The 22858-nt window shown below is 38.9% G+C and carries 19 protein-coding genes, 2 tRNA genes and 3 rRNA genes; 14 read left to right on the top strand and 10 right to left on the bottom strand.

The genetic code is table 11. The annotated features are described in order from the left end of the window. Window positions 1-105: 105 nt before the first annotated feature. The 7 genes from EL259_RS04950 (at window position 106) to EL259_RS04980 (ending at window position 6680) form a co-directional block, all read left to right on the top strand. Window positions 106-3006: ribosomal RNA gene (locus EL259_RS04950) — 23S ribosomal RNA — on the top strand. A 146-nt stretch (window positions 3007-3152) separates the two neighbouring features. Beyond that, a 5S ribosomal RNA gene (gene rrf / locus EL259_RS04955) occupies window positions 3153-3268 on the top strand. Window positions 3269-3316: 48 nt separating this feature from the next. Continuing rightward, window positions 3317-3432 (top strand): 5S ribosomal RNA (rrf, locus tag EL259_RS04960). Between the two features lie 11 nt (window positions 3433-3443). Further along, window positions 3444-3520, top strand: a tRNA-Asp gene (locus EL259_RS04965). Window positions 3521-3528: 8 nt separating this feature from the next. Then, window positions 3529-3604 (top strand) — tRNA-Trp (locus EL259_RS04970). 426 nt (window positions 3605-4030) lie between these two features. Next, a complete protein-coding gene (locus EL259_RS04975) occupies window positions 4031-5227 on the top strand; it encodes an HAAAP family serine/threonine permease (protein WP_197721300.1) in 1197 nt (398 codons plus the stop codon). 76 nt (window positions 5228-5303) lie between these two features. After that, window positions 5304-6680 carry an L-serine ammonia-lyase gene (locus EL259_RS04980; RefSeq protein ID WP_126599560.1) on the top strand — a complete coding sequence of 459 codons (1377 nt, stop codon included), beginning with the start codon at window positions 5304-5306 and terminating at the stop codon, window positions 6678-6680. A 112-nt stretch (window positions 6681-6792) separates the two neighbouring features. On the opposite strand, the gene rluC is transcribed toward EL259_RS04980, so the two are convergent. From rluC to ispB, 4 genes are all read right to left on the bottom strand, one after another. Continuing rightward, a complete protein-coding gene (rluC, locus tag EL259_RS04985) occupies window positions 6793-7758 on the bottom strand; it encodes a 23S rRNA pseudouridine(955/2504/2580) synthase RluC (RefSeq protein WP_126599562.1) in 966 nt (321 codons plus the stop codon). 125 nt (window positions 7759-7883) lie between these two features. Further along, window positions 7884-8480 carry a hypothetical protein gene (locus EL259_RS04990; protein WP_126599564.1) on the bottom strand — a complete coding sequence of 199 codons (597 nt, stop codon included), beginning with the start codon at window positions 8478-8480 and terminating at the stop codon, window positions 7884-7886. A 133-nt stretch (window positions 8481-8613) separates the two neighbouring features. Beyond that, window positions 8614-9273: an epoxyqueuosine reductase QueH gene (locus EL259_RS04995; RefSeq protein ID WP_126599566.1), complete on the bottom strand. Its 660-nt coding sequence runs from the start codon at window positions 9271-9273 to the stop codon at window positions 8614-8616. Beyond that, window positions 9273-10244, bottom strand: a complete 972-nt coding sequence (ispB, locus tag EL259_RS05000; RefSeq protein WP_126600866.1) for an octaprenyl diphosphate synthase — start codon at window positions 10242-10244, stop codon at window positions 9273-9275. Before ispB ends, EL259_RS04995 begins: the two co-directional genes overlap by 1 nt. Window positions 10245-10484: 240 nt before the next feature. Here ispB and rplU point away from each other — a divergent pair, with 240 nt between their 5' ends. The 4 genes from rplU (at window position 10485) to cgtA (ending at window position 13322) form a co-directional block, all read left to right on the top strand. Next, complete coding sequence (gene rplU / locus EL259_RS05005; protein ID WP_126599568.1) at window positions 10485-10796, top strand: 50S ribosomal protein L21; 312 nt, start codon at window positions 10485-10487, stop codon at window positions 10794-10796. Window positions 10797-10816: 20 nt separating this feature from the next. Next, window positions 10817-11074, top strand: coding sequence for a 50S ribosomal protein L27 (gene rpmA, locus EL259_RS05010; protein ID WP_005701175.1), 258 nt, complete (start codon window positions 10817-10819; stop codon window positions 11072-11074). A gap of 124 nt (window positions 11075-11198) precedes the next feature. Further along, window positions 11199-12131 (top strand): DMT family transporter, encoded by a 933-nt coding sequence (locus EL259_RS05015; RefSeq protein ID WP_126599569.1) that lies wholly within the window; start codon window positions 11199-11201, stop codon window positions 12129-12131. A gap of 9 nt (window positions 12132-12140) precedes the next feature. After that, window positions 12141-13322 carry an Obg family GTPase CgtA gene (gene cgtA, locus EL259_RS05020; protein WP_126599571.1) on the top strand — a complete coding sequence of 394 codons (1182 nt, stop codon included), beginning with the start codon at window positions 12141-12143 and terminating at the stop codon, window positions 13320-13322. 501 nt (window positions 13323-13823) lie between these two features. Here cgtA and uhpC read toward each other — a convergent pair. The 3 genes from uhpC to EL259_RS05035 form a co-directional block, all read right to left on the bottom strand. Further along, window positions 13824-15164 (bottom strand): MFS transporter family glucose-6-phosphate receptor UhpC, encoded by a 1341-nt coding sequence (uhpC, locus tag EL259_RS05025; protein ID WP_126599573.1) that lies wholly within the window; start codon window positions 15162-15164, stop codon window positions 13824-13826. A gap of 176 nt (window positions 15165-15340) precedes the next feature. After that, window positions 15341-16093: a glycosyltransferase family 25 protein gene (locus EL259_RS05030; protein ID WP_126599575.1), complete on the bottom strand. Its 753-nt coding sequence runs from the start codon at window positions 16091-16093 to the stop codon at window positions 15341-15343. 81 nt (window positions 16094-16174) lie between these two features. Then, window positions 16175-16987 (bottom strand): Cof-type HAD-IIB family hydrolase, encoded by an 813-nt coding sequence (locus EL259_RS05035; protein WP_126599577.1) that lies wholly within the window; start codon window positions 16985-16987, stop codon window positions 16175-16177. Between the two features lie 133 nt (window positions 16988-17120). Between EL259_RS05035 and EL259_RS05040 the strand changes: the two genes are divergently transcribed. The 3 genes from EL259_RS05040 (at window position 17121) to EL259_RS05050 (ending at window position 18996) form a co-directional block, all read left to right on the top strand. After that, a complete protein-coding gene (locus tag EL259_RS05040; protein WP_126599579.1) occupies window positions 17121-17795 on the top strand; it encodes a ComF family protein in 675 nt (224 codons plus the stop codon). Window positions 17796-17885: 90 nt separating this feature from the next. Beyond that, window positions 17886-18470: a Fe-S biogenesis protein NfuA gene (nfuA, locus tag EL259_RS05045; protein WP_126599581.1), complete on the top strand. Its 585-nt coding sequence runs from the start codon at window positions 17886-17888 to the stop codon at window positions 18468-18470. Between the two features lie 73 nt (window positions 18471-18543). Beyond that, window positions 18544-18996 (top strand): VOC family protein, encoded by a 453-nt coding sequence (locus EL259_RS05050; protein WP_126599583.1) that lies wholly within the window; start codon window positions 18544-18546, stop codon window positions 18994-18996. A 56-nt stretch (window positions 18997-19052) separates the two neighbouring features. Here the strand turns inward: EL259_RS05050 and recF are convergent, their stop codons facing one another. From recF to dnaA, 3 genes are read right to left on the bottom strand one after another with little or no spacing between them, the layout of a single operon-like run. Beyond that, on the bottom strand, window positions 19053-20129 hold the full coding sequence (gene recF, locus EL259_RS05055; protein WP_126599585.1) for a DNA replication/repair protein RecF: 1077 nt from the start codon (window positions 20127-20129) through the stop codon (window positions 19053-19055). Window positions 20130-20132: 3 nt separating this feature from the next. Beyond that, entirely contained in the window at window positions 20133-21233 is a 1101-nt protein-coding gene (dnaN, locus tag EL259_RS05060; RefSeq protein ID WP_126599586.1) for a DNA polymerase III subunit beta, read from the bottom strand. 20 nt (window positions 21234-21253) lie between these two features. Then, window positions 21254-22606: a chromosomal replication initiator protein DnaA gene (dnaA, locus tag EL259_RS05065; protein WP_126599588.1), complete on the bottom strand. Its 1353-nt coding sequence runs from the start codon at window positions 22604-22606 to the stop codon at window positions 21254-21256. Window positions 22607-22858: the final 252 nt, after the last annotated feature.

Here is a 22858-nt window from a genome sequence, read left to right on the forward strand (position 1 = left end):
AGACTTTCAAGTAAAGTCTGAGTAGTTAAAAATCTTATGCTGAAAAAGGCAGCATAAGTCGAGTTGTTAATCGCAATCTTAATATGAAAATATTTGAGGTTGTATGGTTAAGTGACTAAGCGTACAGGGCGGATGCCTTGGCAATCAGAGGCGATGAAGGACGTGCTAATCTGCGAAAAGCTTGGGTAAGGCGATAAGAGCCGTTATAACCCGAGATATCCGAATGGGGAAACCCGATAGATGAAGAATCTATCATCTCTTTTTGAATATATAGGAAAGAGAAGCAAACCGGGAGAACTGAAACATCTAAGTACCCCGAGGAAAAGAAATCAACCGAGATTCTGTTAGTAGCGGCGAGCGAAAGCGGAAGAGCCTGTAAGTGATAGCAAAAGCGTTAGGAGAATGAGCTGGGAAGCTCAATCATAGAGGGTGATAGTCCCGTATCTTAAAACGCTTTTGTGGTACTGAGCTTACGATAAGTAGGGCGGGACACGTGTTATCTTGTCTGAAGATGGGGGGACCATCCTCCAAGGCTAAATACTCCTGATTGACCGATAGTGAACCAGTACTGTGAAGGAAAGGCGAAAAGAACCCCTGTGAGGGGAGTGAAATAGAACCTGAAACCCTGTACGTACAAGCAGTGGGAGCCACTTCGTGTGGTGACTGCGTACCTTTTGTATAATGGGTCAGCGACTTATATTTTGTAGCGAGGTTAACTGAATAAGGGAGCCGTAGGGAAACCGAGTCTTAACTGGGCGACTAGTTGCAAGATATAGACCCGAAACCCGGTGATCTAGCCATGGGCAGGTTGAAGGTTGGGTAACACTAACTGGAGGACCGAACCGACTAATGTTGAAAAATTAGCGGATGACCTGTGGCTGGGGGTGAAAGGCCAATCAAACCGGGAGATAGCTGGTTCTCCCCGAAATCTATTTAGGTAGAGCCTTGAGCGGACACCTTTGGGGGTAGAGCACTGTTTCGGCTAGGGGGCCATCCCGGCTTACCAACCCGATGCAAACTCCGAATACCAAAGAGTGATACTCAGGAGACACACGGCGGGTGCTAACGTTCGTCGTGGAGAGGGAAACAACCCAGACCGCCAGCTAAGGTCCCAAAGTCTATATTAAGTGGGAAACGAAGTGGGAAGGCTTAGACAGCTAGGATGTTGGCTTAGAAGCAGCCATCATTTAAAGAAAGCGTAATAGCTCACTAGTCGAGTCGGCCTGCGCGGAAGATGTAACGGGGCTCAAATATAGCACCGAAGCTGCGGCATCAGACGTAAGTCTGTTGGGTAGGGGAGCGTTCTGTAAGCGGATGAAGGTGTACTGAGAAGTATGCTGGACGTATCAGAAGTGCGAATGCTGACATAAGTAACGATAAAACGAGTGAAAAACTCGTTCGCCGGAAGATCAAGGTTTCCTGTCCAACGTTAATCGGGGCAGGGTGAGTCGACCCCTAAGGCAAGGCTGAAAAGCGTAGTCGATGGGAAACGGGTTAATATTCCCGTACTTGTAATAACTGCGATGTGGGGACGGAGTAGGTTAGGTTAGCCATCTTTTGGATTAGATGGTTTAAGCCGGTAGGCGGAATATCTAGGCAAATCCGGATATTCTTAACGCCGAGAAGTGATGACGAGCAACTACGGTTGTGAAGTAACTGATACCACACTTCCAGGAAAAGCCACTAAGCTTCAGGTTATTATAAATCGTACTGTAAACCGACACAGGTGATCAGGTAGAGAATACTCAGGCGCTTGAGAGAACTCGGGTGAAGGAACTAGGCAAAATAGCACCGTAACTTCGGGAGAAGGTGCGCCGGTGGTAGTTGTAGTCCCTCGCGGACGAAGGCGAATCCGGTCGAAGATACCAGCTGGCTGCAACTGTTTATTAAAAACACAGCACTCTGCAAACACGAAAGTGGACGTATAGGGTGTGATGCCTGCCCGGTGCTGGAAGGTTAATTGATGGGGTTAGCGCAAGCGAAGCTCCTGATCGAAGCCCCAGTAAACGGCGGCCGTAACTATAACGGTCCTAAGGTAGCGAAATTCCTTGTCGGGTAAGTTCCGACCTGCACGAATGGCATAATGATGGCCAGGCTGTCTCCACCCGAGACTCAGTGAAATTGAAATCGCCGTGAAGATGCGGTGTACCCGCGGCTAGACGGAAAGACCCCGTGAACCTTTACTATAGCTTGACACTGAACCTTGAATTTTAATGTGTAGGATAGGTGGGAGACTATGAAGCGAGAACGCCAGTTCTTGTGGAGTCGTTGTTGAAATACCACCCTTTAACGTTTGATGTTCTAACGACGTACCTGAAACGGGTACTCGGACAGTGTCTGGTGGGTAGTTTGACTGGGGCGGTCTCCTCCCAAAGAGTAACGGAGGAGCACGAAGGTTTGCTAATCACGGTCGGACATCGTGAGGTTAGTGCAATGGTATAAGCAAGCTTAACTGCGAGACAGACAAGTCGAGCAGGTACGAAAGTAGGTCATAGTGATCCGGTGGTTCTGCATGGAAGGGCCATCGCTCAACGGATAAAAGGTACTCCGGGGATAACAGGCTGATACCGCCCAAGAGTTCATATCGACGGCGGTGTTTGGCACCTCGATGTCGGCTCATCACATCCTGGGGCTGAAGTAGGTCCCAAGGGTATGGCTGTTCGCCATTTAAAGTGGTACGCGAGCTGGGTTTAGAACGTCGTGAGACAGTTCGGTCCCTATCTGCCGTGGGCGTTGGAGAATTGATTGGGGCTGCTCCTAGTACGAGAGGACCGGAGTGGACGCATCACTGGTGTTCCAGTTGTCTCGCCAGAGGCATTGCTGGGTAGCTACATGCGGAAGAGATAAGTGCTGAAAGCATCTAAGCACGAAACTTGCCAAGAGATGAGTTCTCCCCGACTTAAAGTCGGTAAGGGTTGTTTGAGACTAAGACGTTGATAGGTCTGATGTGTAAGCGCTGTGAGGCGTTGAGCTAACAGATACTAATTGCCCGAGAGGCTTAACCATACAACACTCAAATATTTTTAGAGAAAAGATTTGAAAGAAAGTCGGTTTTCAGTGAAGATTTTAAAGACTTAACGAAGCGAAGAGAAAGTAAAACGCAAATAAACGTTAAGTAAAGAACGACGAAAAGACAGATTATAAAGAATAATCCTGGCGGCGAAAGTGCAGTGGTCCCACCTGACCCCATGCCGAACTCAGAAGTGAAACGCTGTAACGCCGATGGTAGTGTGGAGTCCCTCCATGCGAGAGTAGGACACCGCCAGGTTCCTTAGTTATTCTTTTAGTTTATTTTATAAGTAAGCTAAAAGAATAATTTGGCAGTAATAGTGCAATGGAACCACCTAATTCCATGCCGAACTTAGAAGTGAAACGTTGTTACGCCGATGGTAGTGTGGAGCTCCTCCATGCGAGAGTAGGTCGCTGCCAATAACCTTATATGCGGAGTGGTAGTTCAGCTGGTTAGAATACCTGCCTGTCACGCAGGGGGTCGCGGGTTCGAATCCCGTCCATTCCGCCAATTCTTTTAGGGGCGTAGTTCAATTGGTAGAGCGTCGGTCTCCAAAACCGAATGCTGGGAGTTCGAGCCTCTCCGCCCCTGCCATTTAAATCAGATTAACTTTCCTTAATTTAATTAATATCGTAATTTCTCATCAATTCTAAATATTTTAATATTCAATACTTTATTTCTTATCTACTTTTAAAAATTAAACTATCTTATTTCCTTTATTTTTAATATTCGTTATTTATTTGTTAAATTAGATAAAAATTCGAATTTCTACTCATATTAAGCGATTCTTATTTAATCTAAAGTTAGTAAATAATATGATCGTTGTCACAAATTACTATATTTTCCATTTAAGCTAAAATCAAACTTCTATATTATCCTACTATATGATTTATAAATTGATTTTAAGATCAAAGGATGGAGTTTATGCAAGAGCAATCTGCTGTTTTAGAAAAAAATGAGAAAGGGGTTAGTTTTTCTCAAAATAAACATATTAAGTTAAATAAGTTTGATGCGTTATGGATGCTCAACTTATTTGGTACTGCGGTAGGGGCAGGTGTTTTATTTCTTCCTATCAATGCAGGGAAAAGTGGTTTTTGGCCGCTAGTTATTATTGCATTATTAGCAGGACCAATGACTTATTATGCTCATCAAGGTTTGGCAAGATTTGTTTTATCATCACCTAAAAAAGGTGCTGATATTACATTGGTTGCTGAAGATTATTTTGGTAAAACGGCGGGTAAATTAATTACTTTCCTCTACTTTTTTGCTATTTTTCCAATTTTACTTATTTATGGTAATGGGATAACTAATACCGTTGAATCTTTTATTGTTCATCAATTACATTTAGTAGCGCCGCCACGTTGGATTCTATCTGGTGTATTAATTGGGATCTTGATTAGTATTATGTTAATGGGCGAAAAACTAATGCTTAAAATTACCGAGTACTTAGTTTATCCGCTTATTCTTATTTTGTTTGCACTTTCGCTTTATCTTATTCCACAATGGAATACAAGCATGTTACATCAGGTGCCTGGAGCAGCAGACTTTTTAGGTACGCTGTGGATCACTTTACCAGTTATTGTCTTTTCTTTTAATCATTCACCGGCTATTTCACAATTTTCTCTTTCATTAGAAAGACATTATGGTAATTCTGTTGCGGCTGAAAAACATGCAACCTTTACTGAAAAAGGTACCTCAACATTATTGTTAGTATTTGTTATGTTATTCGTTTTCAGTTGTGTTCTAAGTTTAACACCAGCGGAACTACATGAAGCGAAGGTACAAAATATTAGTATCTTATCTTATTTGGCAAATAAATTTGATAATCCGTATATTAGTTATTTTGGTCCACTTGTTGCTTTCTTAGCTATCACAAGCTCGTTCTTTGGTCACTATTTAGGTGCGCGTGAAGGTATTGAAGGTCTATATATCCAAATGGCTCACAAAGAGAAAGATATTGATCGTAAAAAATTACATAAATATACGGCTGTGCTTTTCTTCTTCACTCTTTGGGGAGTGGCGATTCTTAATCCAAGTATTCTTGGTATTATTGAATCATTAGGTGGACCATTTATTGCAATGATTCTCTTTATTATGCCAATGTATGCGATTGCAAAAATTCCAGCGATGCGTAAATATTCAGGAAAATGGAGTAATGTGTTTGTAACTGTTATGGGGACATTAGCAATTACAGCTGTTATTTATAAATTATTTTAGTTAGTATCTATTCAGGCTGAAGTATTTTGATAACATTCCCCTTCAATATTTGGAGGGGATATTTTAGGGAAAAATTATGATAAGTATTTTTGATATGTTTAAAGTTGGTATTGGACCATCTAGTTCGCATACAGTTGGACCAATGAAAGCTGGGAAAGCATTTGTTGACTTATTAATTGAAAAAGGATTATTTGATAAAGTTAACCATTTACAGGCAAATGTTTATGGTTCTTTATCTATGACGGGGCGAGGACATAATACAGATATTGCGATCATCATGGGGCTTGCAGGCTATTTGCCACATGATGTGGATTTAAATCTTATTCCTCGTTTTATTGAAAATGTAAAAAAAACAGCAGAATTACCGATAGCTCAAGGTAAAAAGATCGTTAAGTTTGACTTTAATGATGACTTAATTTTTCATAGCGAGTTTTTACCTCGTCATGAAAATGCGATGCAATTGATTGCTTATCATGATGGAGAAGAAGGGAATCATGTCATTTTAGCAGAAACTTATTATTCCATTGGCGGTGGTTTCATCGTGGATGAAGCACATTTTGGGCAAGAAGATGATCATCCTGTAGAAGTTCCTTACCCTTATCAAAAAGCAGTCGATCTTCTTAAACATAGCCATGAAACTGGTTTATCATTATCAAGTATTATGCGAGCGAATGAGATTGCCATCCATGGTGAAGAAGCGCTGAATGCGCATATTCAAACAGTTTATCGTACGATGCAAGAATGTTTAGATCGTGGGATGAAGACAGAAGGTATTTTGCCAGGACCACTTAAAGTAGCACGCCGTGCGGCAGCATTATCTCGATTATTGCATGCCAATCAATCTTTATCGCAAGATCCAATGAGTATTATTGATTGGATTAATATGTATGCACTTGCTGTGAATGAGGAAAATGCGGCTGGAGGACGAGTTGTGACTGCACCTACAAATGGGGCGTGTGGTATCGTACCTGCAGTATTAGCATACTACAATAAGTTTATTGAACCTGTTACTGAAGAAACGGTTGCCCGTTATTTATTGACATGTAGTGCGATTGGATCACTTTATAAAATGAATGCTTCTATCTCTGGTGCAGAAGTGGGTTGCCAGGGGGAAGTTGGAGTAGCGTGCTCAATGGCAGCAGCAGGGTTAACGGAGATTTTAGGTGGTAATGCCGAACAAATTTGTAATGCAGCAGAAATTGCGATGGAACATAATCTTGGACTAACTTGCGATCCAGTTGGCGGCCAAGTACAAGTTCCTTGTATTGAACGTAATGCGATTGCCTCAGTAAAAGCCATTAATGCAAGCCGAATGGCATTACGTCGTACTTCAAGCCCACGCGTATCATTGGATGATGTAATTGAAACCATGTATGAAACTGGTAAAGATATCAATGCAAAATACCGTGAAACATCTCAAGGTGGTTTGGCAGTAAAAATTGTATGTTCTTAGATTAGACTGGGAATAAGAAGAAGGCGATGTGCTTATAGACACATCGCCTTTTTATTAAGATCTTTTTTTCACGCCCTGATTTTCCGAAAAATTTATGCAGGATATGATTATATTATGCACTACGAAGTTTGTTCAGCACTGCTTTAAGCGCATTATCTAATGGCGCTTTAATTCGCATTGGTTCTTCGGTTTTTGGGTGGAAAAAGACAATTTCAAATGCGTGTAAAAATAAACGATTTAAGCCAAAACTTGCCATTTTCTTATCGAACTCTTTGTCACCATATTTGGGATCCATGGCAATAGGATGCCCTGCATGTAGCGTATGGACACGAATTTGGTGAGTACGCCCCGTAACAGGACTGGCTTTTACAAGAGTTGCAATTTGATAACGTTCTTCAATTTTGAAACGTGTTTCAGAGGGTTTTCCTTGCTCACTCACTTTGACTACACGCTCACCACTAGCAAGTTCATTCTTAAGCAACGGTGCTTGGATGCTTTTTACGTGAGATTGCCATTGACCTCTTACGAGGGCAAGATAGTCTTTTTGTACACGTTTTTCTCGTAATTGTTCATGAAGATTACGTAATGCTGAACGTTTTTTAGCGACCAGCAGAATACCAGATGTATCTCGATCTAGGCGGTGTACTAGTTCCAGAAAGCGTGCTTGTGGGCGTAAGGCTCTTAAGGCTTCAATTACACCAAAATTTACGCCACTTCCTCCATGCACTGCCATGCCAGATGGTTTATTGATGACCAGCATAACCTCATCTTCATAAAGGATACAATCTTCCAATTGACTTACTTTATTTAACTTAGTTGAAATTTGTGGAGTTTCTTTCTGAGAAACACGAACTGGTGGCACACGAATGATATCATTAGCTTGAAGTTTATATTCTGGTTTTACTCGACCTTTATTTACTCGTACTTCACCTTTACGTAAGATGCGATATACCAGGCTTTTAGGGACACCTTTAAGGTGTGTCATGAGAAAATTATCAATACGTTGTCCTGATTCATCTTCACTGATCGTGATGAGTTTTACTTTAGGATTAAGAATTTTTTCTGCAGCGTTTTCCATAATAATCAGTTATTGGGTAATTAAATTTTTATGATAATAACATAGATCTTAGGTAAATTGGGTGTAGAAAATTAAAGGTGGTCGAACGCCACCTTTATTGATTTCGGAAGTTATTTTTGAATAGCTTATTTAGTTTTTTTAGCTTGTGCAAAGATGGCTTTAAGTTCATCTTGAACAGCTTTATCCGTGGTTACAAGGATAGGTTGTACCTGTGCATTAGAGAACGCAATTTCTCCAGCAACGGTGGTTAAATTGAGTTGTAATTTTTTACTATTTAAAAATTCTTTCTGAACAGCAGGCGTGTAAGAAGCAAGTGGTTTATTAAATGCAATACTTACTTGGGAATGTGCAGGCAGTGGTTTTTCAAAGTTTACCGGTACGGAGAAAATATCAATGAGATTTTTTCCTAATGTCACGATGCCATACCATTTTACTGTTTTTAGGCTTTCTGTACTTTTATTAACGATGGTGTAGTTATACGCTAACATTTCTTTACCATCTTTTTTAGACAAAGTATAAGAAATAGGTTGAATTTGTACAGTTTGATTGAATTTTACAAGTGGCGTTACTGCCGCTTTTTCTGGAGTTGCCGTAGCAGTGGTTGTTGGTTGAGTTTGGGTTGATGTTGATGGGGTATTTTGAGCCTTTTCATCGTGACACGCAGCCAAGGTCATCGTTGCTGCAAGAATACCTACAGTTAAGAATGATTTATTAAATTTCATAAAAAATCCCTCAAAAGTTAATGACATAAAATTATCAATTCAATGCGTTTGCCTATTATACGAACAAGAGCAAAATAAGTACACATTTTATAGTAAAATTATGTCTAATGATTGGTAATGGTAAGAAAGTTAATTACTCATCACCATAATGAAGTTCACCAATTTCAATTGGTGCCCAGCCTTTTTGTTCGCGCCATTTATTCATATCACGTAGCGAATAGACGCAACCACAATATTCTTGTTTATAAAAACGTTCGCGTTTACTAATTTCTACACCACGTTGCGAGCCACCACCTTTGCGCCAGTTGTAGTCCCAAAAGATAACGTCATCATAACGTGCTGCCGCTCTTCTTGCGGCTCCCATTACTTGGTTTATATCTTTCCAACGTGAAATACCCAAGCTTGTCGTAAACACGGGAATATTATGTTCATGTGCAAAAAGCGCTGTACGTTCTAAACGCATATCAAAGCATTTGGTGCAACGTTTACCACGCTCAGGTTCATTTTCTAATCCTTTAATACGTTCAAACCATTCTTTACGGTCGTAATCACCATCATAAAATGGAATGTTCCATTTTTCAGCAAAACGTTTATGCTCATTTTTACGAATTTCATATTCACGTTGTGGGTGAATATTAGGATTATAAAAGAAGATCGTTACATCAATTTCTGAAGCAACAACAGCCTCCATAATTTCACCCGAACAGGGCGCACAGCAAGAATGAAGGAGTAATTTATCATACCCTTCAGGTAGAATAAGTTTTGGACGAATAAATTCAGATTGTGTTTTCATTAGTAATGACGATCTACAGAAATATATGCTAGAGAAATTAATGCGTGTTTATAAGGTGACTCAGGTAAACATTTAATTGAATCTACTGCTTTTTGAGCTTCTTCACGAGCACGTTGCATAGCATAATCAAGAGAGTGATGTTCAGCCATAATAGTTAAAACTTCTGGAAGAATTTCACGTTTTCCGCCTTGATCAATTGCTTCTGCAATCATTTTAGCCTGTTGTTCGTTACCATGACGCATAGCATGCAATAAAGGTAATGTCGGTTTACCTTCTGCAAGATCATCACCGATATTCTTACCAAGCGCTTGGCTGGTGGCGCTATAATCCAACACATCATCAACTAATTGGAAAGCAGTTCCTAAATAACGACCATAATCTTGTAATGCTTTTTCTTGTTCATCTGTTGCATCCGCAACGATAGCTGCACATTGGGTAGCAACCTCAAAAAGACGAGCAGTTTTGCTATAAATAACGCGCATATAATCTGCTTCTGTTGTTTCAGGGTTGTTGCAGTTAATTAATTGTTGAACTTCTCCTTCTGAGATAACATTAGTCGCATCAGACATGACATGTAGGATACGTAATGAGTTAAGTTCAGCAACCATTTGAAATGCACGAGTATAGATAAAATCGCCGACTAATACGCTAGCAGCATTGCCGAATTCAGCATTAGCAGTCGGTTTTCCACGGCGTAAATCGGATTCATCAACAACATCATCATGTAAAAGTGTTGCAGTATGGACAAATTCCACGAATGCTGCGCAATTGCTTACACGTTTACTCTCCCCATTTAAGGCTCGCCCAGCAAGTAAGGCAATCATCGGACGGATGCGTTTTCCACCGCTTTGAATGATGTAGAATCCGATTTGATTTATGAGAGGTATTTGGGAATCTAATTGCGATAAAATGGTTTCGTTTACGATACCCATATCATCGTGAATTAATGCTTGGATTTCCGTGAGATCCATTAAGTTTTTTAAATCGCTCATATGAAATAAATTCTTTATTTGTAAAAAAATTGTAATGCATTGTACTTGATTTTTGAATTGAACTAAAAGGAAAGAGTTAAAAAACAACATTTTTTCATTTAGATTAAATAATCACTTGCCAAGAAAGTCATTTTTCCGTAGAATTTGCGACCTATTTTGTATAAATTTTGAAGTGCTAGATGAATATTACATTACTGGCACATATAAAGCGGAGTATTTATGTACGCAGTTTTCCAAAGTGGTGGTAAACAACACCGTGTAAGCGAAGGTCAAGTGATTCGCTTAGAAAAACTTGAAAAAGCAACCGGCGAAACCGTTGAATTCGATTCTGTATTAATGGTTGTAAACGGTGAAGACGTTAAAATCGGTACACCAGTAGTTGCTGGTAGTAAAGTAGTGGCAGAAGTTGTAGCACACGGACGTGGCGATAAAGTTAAAATCGTTAAATTCCGTCGTCGTAAACATAGCCGTAAACAACAAGGTCATCGTCAGTGGTTCACAGAAGTGAAAATCACTGGGATTCAAGCATAATTTCAGAGGAGATCAAGTAGATGGCAACTAAAAAAGCTGGTGGTTCAACTCGTAACGGTCGTGATTCTGAAGCTAAACGTCTTGGCGTTAAACGTTTCGGTGGCGAATCTGTTTTAGCAGGAAGCATTATTGTTCGTCAACGTGGTACTAAATTCCACGCTGGTAACAACGTTGGTATGGGTCGCGATCACACTTTATTCGCAACCGCTGACGGTAAAGTTAAATTTGAAGTAAAAGGCGAAAAAAATCGCAAATACGTAAGTATTGTTACTGAATAATTTACGATTGAACGAATAAAAAATGCCCCACAAATTTGTGGGGCTTTTGTTATTTGTAAAAATAACAAATTTACAAGTTGTATCCCATCATAAAAACGAAAATAAAAGAAGTAAAAGGTCAACTATGGCACAGTCACAAGGACAACGTCCTATTTCAGGATTCTTTCTTGCACTTACCACAGGTATGATGTGGGGGGCATTACCTATTGCGATTCAACAAGTTTTAAAAGGTATGGATGTTCAAACGATAGTTTGGTATCGTTTTTCTACTGCCGCAATTGTATTATTAATTTGTTTGGGCGTTAAAGGTAAGTTACCGAATTTAAGACATATTCACCAACGTTATTGGTGGTTTTTACTATTAGGTGTTTTAGGGCTTGCGGGTAATTTTTATCTATTTAATGCCGCATTACAATATATTCTACCGACAACAAGTCAAATTCTGACTCCTGTTGCAGCTTTTTTGATGTTATTAGCAGGTGTATTTTTATTTAAAGAGCGGATGTACGTCACTCAAAAAATAGGGTTAGGTTTATTAATTCTTGGTTTAGGTTTGTTCTTTAACCAACATTTAAATGACTTTTTACACTTAAGCGTTTATTTTAAAGGTGTGTTAATTGGGCTGTCTGCCGCTCTAGTTTGGGTAATTTATGGTATTTCACAAAAAATATTACTCTTTAAATTTAAAGCACAACAAATCTTATTAATGATTTATATCGGGTGTTTCGTAATTTTTACACCTGCATCTCATCCTTCACAAGTAGGGAATCTAACGCCATTAGAAATGGGTTGTTTAATTTTCTGTTGTGCAAATACATTAATTGGCTATGGTTGCTATGCGGAGGCGCTTAACCGCTGGGATGTAGCCAAAGTGAGTGCAGTTACAACACAGATTCCAATTTTTACAATGATATTTTCCGCATTACTTTCTTGGTGGGCACCAAGTATCTTTAAGATGGAAAATTTAAATTTTATTAGTTATTTAGGCGCAGCAGTGGTGGTGGCAGGTGCATTAATGTCTGCGATTGGCCACAAATTTATTAAGCCAAAGAGTTAAGGAGAAAAAATGAAATTTATTGATGAAGCCTTAGTGCGCATTGAAGCAGGTGATGGCGGTAACGGCTGCGTCAGTTTTCGTCGTGAAAAATACATTCCAAAAGGTGGTCCTGATGGCGGTGACGGCGGTGATGGCGGTGACGTTTACTTACAAGCTGATGAAAACCTTAATACATTAATCGATTACCGTTTTGAAAAACGCTATGCTGCAGAACGTGGTGAAAATGGCCGTGGTAGTGATTGTACAGGTAAACGAGGCAAAGATATTACCTTACGCGTGCCAGTTGGTACACGTGCAATCGATAATGATACCCAAGAAATCGTCGGCGATTTAACTAAAAACGGTCAGAAAATTCTGATTGCAAAAGGGGGATATCACGGTCTTGGTAATGCACGTTTTAAATCTTCAGTAAACCGTACTCCACGCCAAAAAACGAATGGTACACCAGGTGAAAAACGTGATATTAAATTAGAATTAATGCTCCTTGCAGATGTGGGGATGCTTGGTTTACCGAATGCAGGGAAATCTACCTTTATCCGTTCAGTATCTGCAGCAAAACCAAAAGTAGCGGATTATCCATTTACTACATTGGTACCGAGCCTTGGTGTGGTAAAAGTGGATGCGCAACGTAGTTTTGTTGTTGCAGACATTCCAGGATTAATCGAAGGGGCTGCTGATGGTGCAGGGCTTGGTATTCGTTTCTTGAAACATTTAGAACGTTGCCGTGTATTGATTCATTTAGTGGATATTAATCCGATTGATGAAAGTGATCCTGCGGATAATATTGCGATTATTGAAGGCGAGCTTGCACAATATAGTGAAAAACTTGCGCAAAAACCACGTTGGTTAGTTTTCAATAAAGTGGATACATTAACTGAAGAAGAAGCACAAGAACGCATTGCAGACGTATTAACTCGCCTTGGCATTGATGAAGATAGCGAAGAAAAAGTTTATCGTATCTCTGCGGCGACAGGACAAAATGTACCGAATTTATGTCGCGAAATTATGGATTTCATTGAAGCGCATCCAGTAGAAGCAGAAACTGCAGAACAAGAAAGTGAAGAAGTGAAATTCAAATGGGATGACTATCATCAAGAACAATTGGCAAAATTTGAAGACGATGATGACGATTGGGATGATGACTGGGATGAAGAAGACGAAGAAGGTGTGGAAACCATTTATCAACGTTAATCTTTATCATTAAAGATCCTATTACGCCCCGATTTTCCGAAAAATTTATGGAAAATCGGGGCGTTTTTGTATCAGAATTACACCTTTCGATTATTCTTATGAAACGATAAAGCGGATAAATAGGTGATTTAAAAAGTTTCTGAATTTATTTAAGATTGTCTTGATGAGTTTTGATTAATGAGGCGCAGAAATGCTTAGCTATATTCTAGTTATCGGCGTTGTCGCCCCTTTTTTATCCTCTTTTTTGGTTTTCTCTTTTTCCCTATATTGGCGACGATTTATTTGATGTTATTAGGAAAGGTGAGAACTGCACTCACTAATGGTAGGTGTCCCATTTTGCTTACTTATTTATGGCGGAGATTATTACCTAATCTAATGAATAATCTATGATAGATGAGCCTGATACATTTTGGCACGTGATAATATAAGAGCAATAGTGAGGGGATAGAGAAGGACGCCCCAATTTCCTTAAAAATTTTGCGAAAATCGGGGCGTGGAGGATTATTTAGCTACTGCTAATTTTTGTTTACGTGCGTGACGACGTTGTAAAACTGGAACAATAATTAATAGTGCTGCACTTGCGACGGAGATAATGAACAATGTGCTGAAAAATCCATGCCATTTGAAGTGTTGAATAATTAAAGACAACGGATAACCAGAAATTGCTGCACCACCGTAAGCGAATAAACTTACGAAACCAGTTGCTGTAGCTGCTGCATGTTTATGTGACATTTCAGCTGCTGCCATACCGATCATAAACTGTGGACCGAAGATAAAGAAGCCCATTAGGAAGAACAAACTAGACATCACATAGTAGTTATGTGTTGGGATAATCCATAAAGCAAGCGCAACGGCAATGATACCAAACACATAGATGATATTCATTTGTGAGCGGTTTCCTTTAAAAATTTTGTCTGACCCCCAACCTGCAAATAATGCACCTAAGAACCCACCTACTTCGAAGAAGGATACGGTCGCATTCGCTTTTAAGATATCGTAATGGTGGGTTTCCATTAAGTATAAGTTACCCCAGTCATTGATACCTGTACGGATGATATATACACAGCAATAAGAGAAGGCAAGAACCCAGATAATGCTATTTTTAAAGATATATTCACGTAGGATTTCCCAAGCAGATAACCCGATACCTTCGCTTTCGTGTTTCTTTTCTGCTTCATCGTTACGCCATTGACCAACGGTTGGTAACCCCATGCTGGTTGGACGATCACGTAGACCAAGACATAAAACAATCCCGATAACAATAGCAAGTGCGCCTGGAATAATCATACCGTAACGCCAACCCCATGCCATTGCAATTGCACCAGCAAGAATTGGAATTAATGCGCCACCTACGTTGTGTGAGGTGTTCCAAAATGCCCACCAAAGACCACGTTCATTGCGCGAATACCAACTGGTTAAGAGTTTTGCACACGGTGGCCAACCCCAACCTTGGAAGAACGCATTGATAATCCAAAGAGTAACAAACATGAAAACAGAAGAACTCATCCCGAACAGAATATTAACAACCCCTGTCATCATTAAACCAATACCCATGAAATAGCGAGGATTTGAACGATCCCCTAGCATTCCTGAGATAAATTTTGATACCCCGTAAGTAAGATAAAATGCTGTCCCCATGATCCCGATATCGGCTTTATGCAAACCAAGATCTTGAAGCATATCTGGCATAACGAAGTTAAAACTTTTGCGAGTGAAGTAGAAAACCGCATATCCGATGTAACTGACAATCATTAATTGCCAGCGCCAGTAGCGATATGTTTTATCAATTTCCTCTTTAGATTTGGTCACTGGAAGATCCGGTGCTTCTTTAAAAATATTCATATGTGATTCCTTTTTCAAAAAACTTGTGAATTATGGAGCAAAAATCCATTTTTTGCTAAGAATTATTGAAGATTTTTGAAGTTGATCACATTTTTTTCTTCAAATGAAGAAATATGAACAAAATAAGGTTAAAAAATAACGCCTACGTTTAAATGTTAGGCGTTATTTGATTAGGATTAGTGAGTTAGGTTATAAATCATGCGATGAATTCGATCCATTGTTGCAAAGTATTCGCGACGTAGTCTTATCAGCAATGTTCTTGATTCTGCACACTTATTATGCGGAATATTACTTTCTAACTGCGTATCTTGCGTGACACATGGAGGAAGAACGCCATAAAAATCTAATTTATTTTCATAGTAACGGTCCATTGAAATATCTACATCAAAGATCCACTCTTTAGTGTAATCTAGTAATTTTTTAGCAGCTTGTGGCGTTAAATAATAGCAAGCTGCATTTCCCCAGCCTTTGTAGAAACGTTTTACTTCAAGATGAAAGGTAGGTTCATGCTTTATTAATTTTGATTTAGATTTATTGTAGGACTTACATAGCCATAGAAACTCATAAGTATTATTAGGTGAGTTAACAAAATGATAAGTATTGAGGAAATTATCTAATAAAATAGCATCGTCTTCCATTACGATAATTCCTTGATTGAGTTCGACACATTTTTGCCATAATAAATAATGGCTTGCAAAACAACCTAATTGACCAAGAGTTGTTTTACTACCTTTACGTAGTAAGCGTTTTGCCGCATTGTGCTTGCTAAAAAGCGGATGATCTGGTGTTGCTTGTCCGTACACACCTTCAAAAAATTGATAATTTACAGTTTCTGATAGTGCGGCGAATTTATCCATGATCATTTGACGACGGTCCTGCGATTTAGCAAGATTAATCACAAAAATCGTGGCATTGGACGGGGTGGTCATAAACAATCTTTTTCCCTTTAATACATAAATTTTGTTATTCTAGCATTAATAGGGAAAAAGAGAGTAGTTTAAAAAATATATTTATTTGATGAGTCCGCTTTTAGTAAGGAAATGTTCAATTCCATCCTCATAAACGGCTTTGGTAATGAAATCTGCTTTGGGTTTTAATTCTTCATGCGCATTTCCCATTGCAATGCCGAAACCTACTTCACTTAGCATTTCTAAATCATTTAGCCCATCACCAAATGCCATCACATTTTCCATACCAAAGCCAAGATATTGAACAACCGTTTCAATACCACGTGCTTTAGAACCAGATGTTTCAAAAATATCCATTGAATAAGGATGCCAGCGGACCAGTTTAAGTGTTGAAAATACACCAGAATTTAATAATAAAGGATCTTGCGACTCATCGGTGAAAGATAAAATCTGTAAAATTGGATGATTTTCATAATATAAAGGATCGACTTGGTAATTTAGCGTAATAGGATCTAACGCATCAATAACACGAGGAGAGCGGGTTGATACGGCGAGTTTATCATTGTTAATCACGGCGTAATCAATTTGATTTTTGCGGAAAAAATCAATAACAGGTTTTACAATGGAGTTGGGAATTGCTGCATTGCGAAGTACTTTCCCTTGGCATTGGACAAATTGACCATTTGAAGTCACTAAAGTGTCAATACCGACTTCTTGAATAAGATGGCGAATTTTTTCGGGAAAGGCTGCTTCAACACGACCAGTTGCAATGCCGACGATAATTCCTGCATCTTTTAATTTTTTTAAAGCAGGAATAACGCTCTCAGGTAGCGTATCTGTGGTTTTCATGTAAAGTGTGTCATCAATATCAAAAAATACGGCTTTAACTTGCGTTGTAATTTTTGAAAGTCCCATATGAACGGCTCCTTAATGTGATAAAAATAAGAAAAATTTTAGCATTATTGCGACAAGGATCGGATAAAAATAATGAAATTCTTCAGTAAGTTATTTTATTAGACTATTTTTCTGAATTTATCAGAGAAATAAAATGTTGCCTATTTTTTGTTGTTGGATATGTCATCGTCCTATTCATTTACCCAAAAATGGATTGTGTTCTTTTTGCCAGCAAGCCATTGTCCACCCCCCTTATTGCATGGGATGCGGTAATAAAACGCCTTACTATACGAATTGGTGTGGAAAGTGCAGTCCCGAATATAATTGGGAGTGTTTAATTCGTGCTGGTGAATTATCTTCCCCTTTATCAGATTTAATCTACCAATTTAAATTTCACCAAGCTTATTATTTAGATAAAACCCTAGCACGCTTATTACTTTTAGAAATAAAAAATGCACGGCGTGAATGTTACTTTGCGATGCCAGAAGTGATTATCCCTGTTCCTCTTTATCACAAAAGAAAATGGCATCGTGGCTATAATCAAAGTGAATTGCTTGCAAATCAGCTTGGTAAATGGTTACAGATTAAAGTCGAATCAGAATGGATAATACGGCATAAACACACGCCTACTCAACGGGGCTTAACGTCCAAAGGACGTAAGAAAAATATTGATGGGGCTTTTAGCTTGAAAAAGAAGGTTGCCCGCTATAAACGTATTGCCATTGTAGATGATGTGTTTACAACAGGGGCTACCATAATGGAAATGTGTCGCCTATTTAAAACAGTAGGCGTAGAAGAAATTATGATCTGGGTACTAGCTCGTACTTAAATTATTACGTTGCATTTTTCAGTAGCACGGTTAAAATTGTCTCTAATAATCTGATAAAAAAGATCAACTATTACAACCTAAGGCATATCTATGGATAACATCAGAATTTCAGCTGCTGCACAAGCACATTTTCAAAAATTACTCGCTCATCAAGAAGAAGGCACGAATATTCGTATTTTTGTGGTTAACCCTGGTAAACCTAATGCAGAATGTGGCGTGTCGTACTGCCCACCGAATGCAGTAGAAGATACCGATACAGAAATGGTTTACGATAATTTCTCTGCGTTTGTAGATGAAATCAGCCTGCCATTCTTGGAAGATGCAGAAATTGATTTTGTTGAAGAAGAATTAGGCTCACAATTAACATTAAAAGCACCTAATGCAAAAATGAAAAAAGTGGCGGATGACGCACCTTTAATTGAACGTGTAGATTACGTGATCCAAACTCAAATTAACCCACAATTAGCGAGCCACGGCGGGCGTATCACCTTAATCGATATTACCGCAGATGGCGTGGCTATTTTACAATTTGGTGGTGGCTGCAACGGCTGCTCAATGGCGGACGTTACCATGAAAGATGGTGTGGAAAAAGAGTTACTCAGCCAATTCCCAGGTGAATTAACGGGTACAAAAGATGCGACTGAACATGAACGTGGCGAGCATTCTTATTACTAATTATTATTAATACGCCCCGATTTTCGTAAAAAATTATGAGAATCGGGCAATTTTTTATCTAAGTTGAGGTGTTATGTTAAAACAGGTCTTACATATTGGTTTCACGGTTAGTGATTTAACGCGTTCTATTGCGTTTTATCGTGATGTACTTGGATTAAAATTTATTGGACAGATGCGTATGCAAGGTGAAGCAACGGATAAACTTTTTCGTTGTGAAGGCTGTATTGCTGACGTGGCTTACTTAAATGGAAGTGATGAATTGAGTGCGCCACCAGTTGAACTTATTCAATTTATTCATCCTATCTGTGAAAAAGCAACACCTGATTTGTTGCAAACCAGCATTTCTGAATTATGTTTTTATGTGGAAGACATTGAGGATTGTTATCAAAAACTGTCTGCGAAAGGGGTAGAATTTCTTTCTGAACCGCAATTTTTTGATTTTTCAAAAGAAAACCTTGGAAAAAGTAAAGCGGTTTATTTCCGTGATCCAGATGGCATTATTCTTGAATTAATTCAGCCGATGTAGATTTTGCATTAGTATTTTCACTAATTACGCCCCAATTTTCGTAAAATTTTTTGTGATTATAGGGGCTGAAGCACACCATTTTTAATACTAAAGCGTTGTGATTGGGCTGGTTGCATTTGTTTTAATTGATCATGATGGATCGCCGTAACAAAAACTTGGGATCCGCTTTGTTGTAATCGCTCTGCAAGGAGTGCGCGTTTCTTCTCATCAAGTTCAGAGGCAAAGTCATCAATTAAAAAAATACAATGACGATTTTTTTGTTGCATAAGGTGTTCGCCTTGCGCTAAGCGTAACGCACACATAAGCAATTTAAGCTGTCCTCTCGATAGGAAATCTTCAACAGGCAAGCCACTTGCGCGAAAACGAAAATCAGCTTTATGCGGACCAGAATAGGTGTAGCCTAACTGCTTATCTCGTTCAAAGTTTTTAGCAAGAATAGTCGCAAAATCTTCCTCTTTTCCCCACCCTTGATAGAAACTTGCCTGAATTTCGACTTCAGGGAGAAAGAGCTGGCAACTTTGTAAAATGGCAGCTTGTAAGCTCTGCGCATAGGCTTCACGCCATTGGCTAATTTGATGGGCAAGTTCACACAATTCTTTATCCCATGGGAGAAGCTCTTGATAATAACGAATTTGCTGGAGGGCAGCATTACGTTGTTTTAAGAGGCGATTTAGTTTACTCCATGCATGAAAAAAATCAGTATGGTGGTGGAAGAGTCCCCAATCTAAAAAAGCTCGACGAAAACTCGGTCCGCCATTTAATAAATTAAGCCCTTCAGGTGTGATAATTTGAATGGGAAGAAGATGAGCGAGATCAGCCAGTTTTTTTGCCTCTTCACCGTTAATCCTCATTTTCGTATTGCCTTGACGCAATTTTTGTAAACCGACAGACCATTCATGATGTTGTTCTTGAATACGACCATGAATGGTAAATGAGGGTTGTTGATTGCGGATAATACGGTTTTGTACGCTACTTTTAAATGAGCGCCCATGCCCTAGATAGAAGAGTGCCTCGAGAAGGCTGGTTTTACCACTCCCGTTATCACCAATAATGAAATTAAAGCTGGGATCAAAGCTTTGATCCACAGCCGCTAAATTTCTAAAGTCTTGGATAATAATACGGGAGATAGACATAAATTAGATGCGCATTGGCATGATGACGTATTCTGCGCTATCGTCTTCAATATTTTCGATAAGGCAGCTTGAGGTGGCATCAGTTAAGCGGAAACGAACTTGCTGGCATTTTAGTGCATTCATCACATCTAAGAGATACGCAACATTGAAGCCCACTTCCATATCTTCGCCTTGATAAGTTACGTCGACAATTTCTTCTGCCACTTCCTGCTCTTGGTTGGTAGCAGTGATTTTTAATTGATTTTCGCTAATAAGAAGACGAACGGCTTTCACTTTATCATTTGACAAAATTGCCATACGTGCGAAAGCACTACGTAGTACTTCCCAGTTTCCTTCAATAATATGCGTTGCATTGCGTGGCAATACACGACGATAATCAGGATAACGCCCATCGATTAATTTTGAAGTAAAGGTAATTTCACCTAAATTCACACGTAAATTGTTTGTACCAATTTGCACTAGAGTTGGATTGTCGCTATTGGTTAGCAAACGTAATAATTCTAATACCCCTTTGCGTGGGACGATGACTGCGTGGTTTGGTAATTCTTGTTCTAAGGCAATCGTACATACGGCAAGGCGGTGTCCATCTGTTGCGATCGAGCGAAGAAGATTACCTTCAGTTTCAAATTTCATCCCATTAAGGAAATAGCGCGCATCTTGGTTTGCCATAGAAAATTGCGTTGCATCAATAAGATGGTGGAGACGATTTTGTGGAATATTAAATTCTACCTCTGACTGCCAATCTGCAAGATTTGGATATTCTTCCGCAGGTAGGGTAGAGAGGGCAAATTTAATACGACCAGAACGGATTACTGCACGTTCTTCTTCAAAACTTACGGTAATTTCTGCATCTTCTGGAAAGCTACGGCAGAGATCGAGCAGTTTTTTCCCAGGAATGGTGTAAACCCCATCTTCTGTTGCTGAAATAAGGGTAGTTTGGGTAGAAAGTTCTACTTCAAGATCTGTACCAGTAATAGATAGTTGGTTACCGTTAATTTTTAATAAGACATTGTTTAAAACGGGAACGGTTGGGCGACTCGTTAACACGCCACAAACTTGTTGTAATGGTTTTAATAAACTCTCACGAGAAATAATAAATTGCATTTTGTATCCTCTTCATGGCGTTATACAGATAAAGTACGAATAAGATTCGTCCAATCTTCTTGTACATTTGGATCTTCTTCACGTAGTTCCGCTATTTTTTTACAAGCATGTAAAACCGTGGTGTGATCACGACCATCAAATTCCTTGCCAATTTCTGGCAGACTGCGATTGGTCAATTCTTTGGCAAGAGCCATAGCGAGTTGACGTGGGCGCGTAACAGTGCGTTTGCGACTTTTAGATTTTAAGTCGGAAACTTTAATTCGATAATATTCCGCAACAATTTTTTGAATATTTTCGATAGTAACTAATTTATCTTGTAATGCAAGCAAATCACGCAATGCATCACGCACAAAATCGATCGTAACTGATTTACCTGTAAATTCAGCATTGGCTTGTACACGATTTAATGCCCCTTCTAATTCTCGGACATTAGTGCGTAGCTTTTGCCCCATAAAAGTTGCGACTTCAATCGGTAAATTGAAGTTACGTTCTTCTGCTTTTTTCAAAAGAATCGCAACACGGGTTTCTAAATCTGGTGGCTCAATGGGTACTGACAGCCCCCAACCAAAGCGAGATTTTAAGCGATCTTCAATATTTTCAATTTCTTTCGGATAGCGATCTGAAACCAAAATAATTTGGCGGTTATTTTCCAAAAGTGCATTGAAAGTATGGAAGAATTCTTCTTGTGTTGTTTCTTTATTAGCAAAAAATTGAATATCGTCAATTAATAAAGCGTCAAGATTACGATAAAACTCTTTAAAATCAGGCATTTTTTTATCTTTAAGTGCCTTGATATAAGAATGCATAAAACGTTCTGCATGCAGATAAATAACACGTGCATTTTCTTTACTTTGCATGATTTGATTACCGATGGCATGCAATAAGTGCGTCTTACCTAAACCTGTACCGCCATAAAGGAAAAGAGGGTTAGACATTTTATCACCAGGATTACTAGCAACTCGTTCGCCAGCAGCTCTTGCTAATTGGTTTGATTTACCTTCTACAAAGTTTTCAAAAACATAGTTAGGATCTAAATTAGAACGGAAATTATTTTTTTCATTTTGAACCGTTACTTTTTTAGATTCTTCTTGTTCAATAGCTTGCACTGTTGTTTTAGGTTTTTCTCCCACTAACACTTCAACAGAAAAATTTTCATTATTGGTCAACGCGCGACATAAATTAGTGATAAGTGAAAGATACTGCGTATCCACGTGTTTTTTTACAAAAGGATTAGGAACATAGAGAAGCATCGTGTGGTTTTCTACGTAATCCGCCTGTAACGGTTTTAGCCACATATTGAAATCTTCAATAGATAGCTGGTCTTGTAAAGGTAAGTGGCAGTCTTGCCATAAAGTTGGCGATATCATATTCATTAAATGGGTTTTGCTAGCGAAACATTAAAAAAGTATGAAAAAATACACTAATAAAGTGTGAAGTAATCGTAGATTTTACAATAAAGTTACAAAAAGATCTTTAATAAACACGGAAAAAAAGTAAAAAAGGTTGCTTGATGAAGATAGGTAAAAACTTTATAATCCTGTAAAATTTTAAACAAAGAGCGGGAAATCTCGCTTTTTGTTTATTTCTTGTTTGACGAATGGACATTTTCCCATTAAAATTGCCGT

Source organism: Actinobacillus delphinicola (assembly GCF_900638385.1).
Classification (GTDB): domain Bacteria; phylum Pseudomonadota; class Gammaproteobacteria; order Enterobacterales; family Pasteurellaceae; genus Actinobacillus_C; species Actinobacillus_C delphinicola.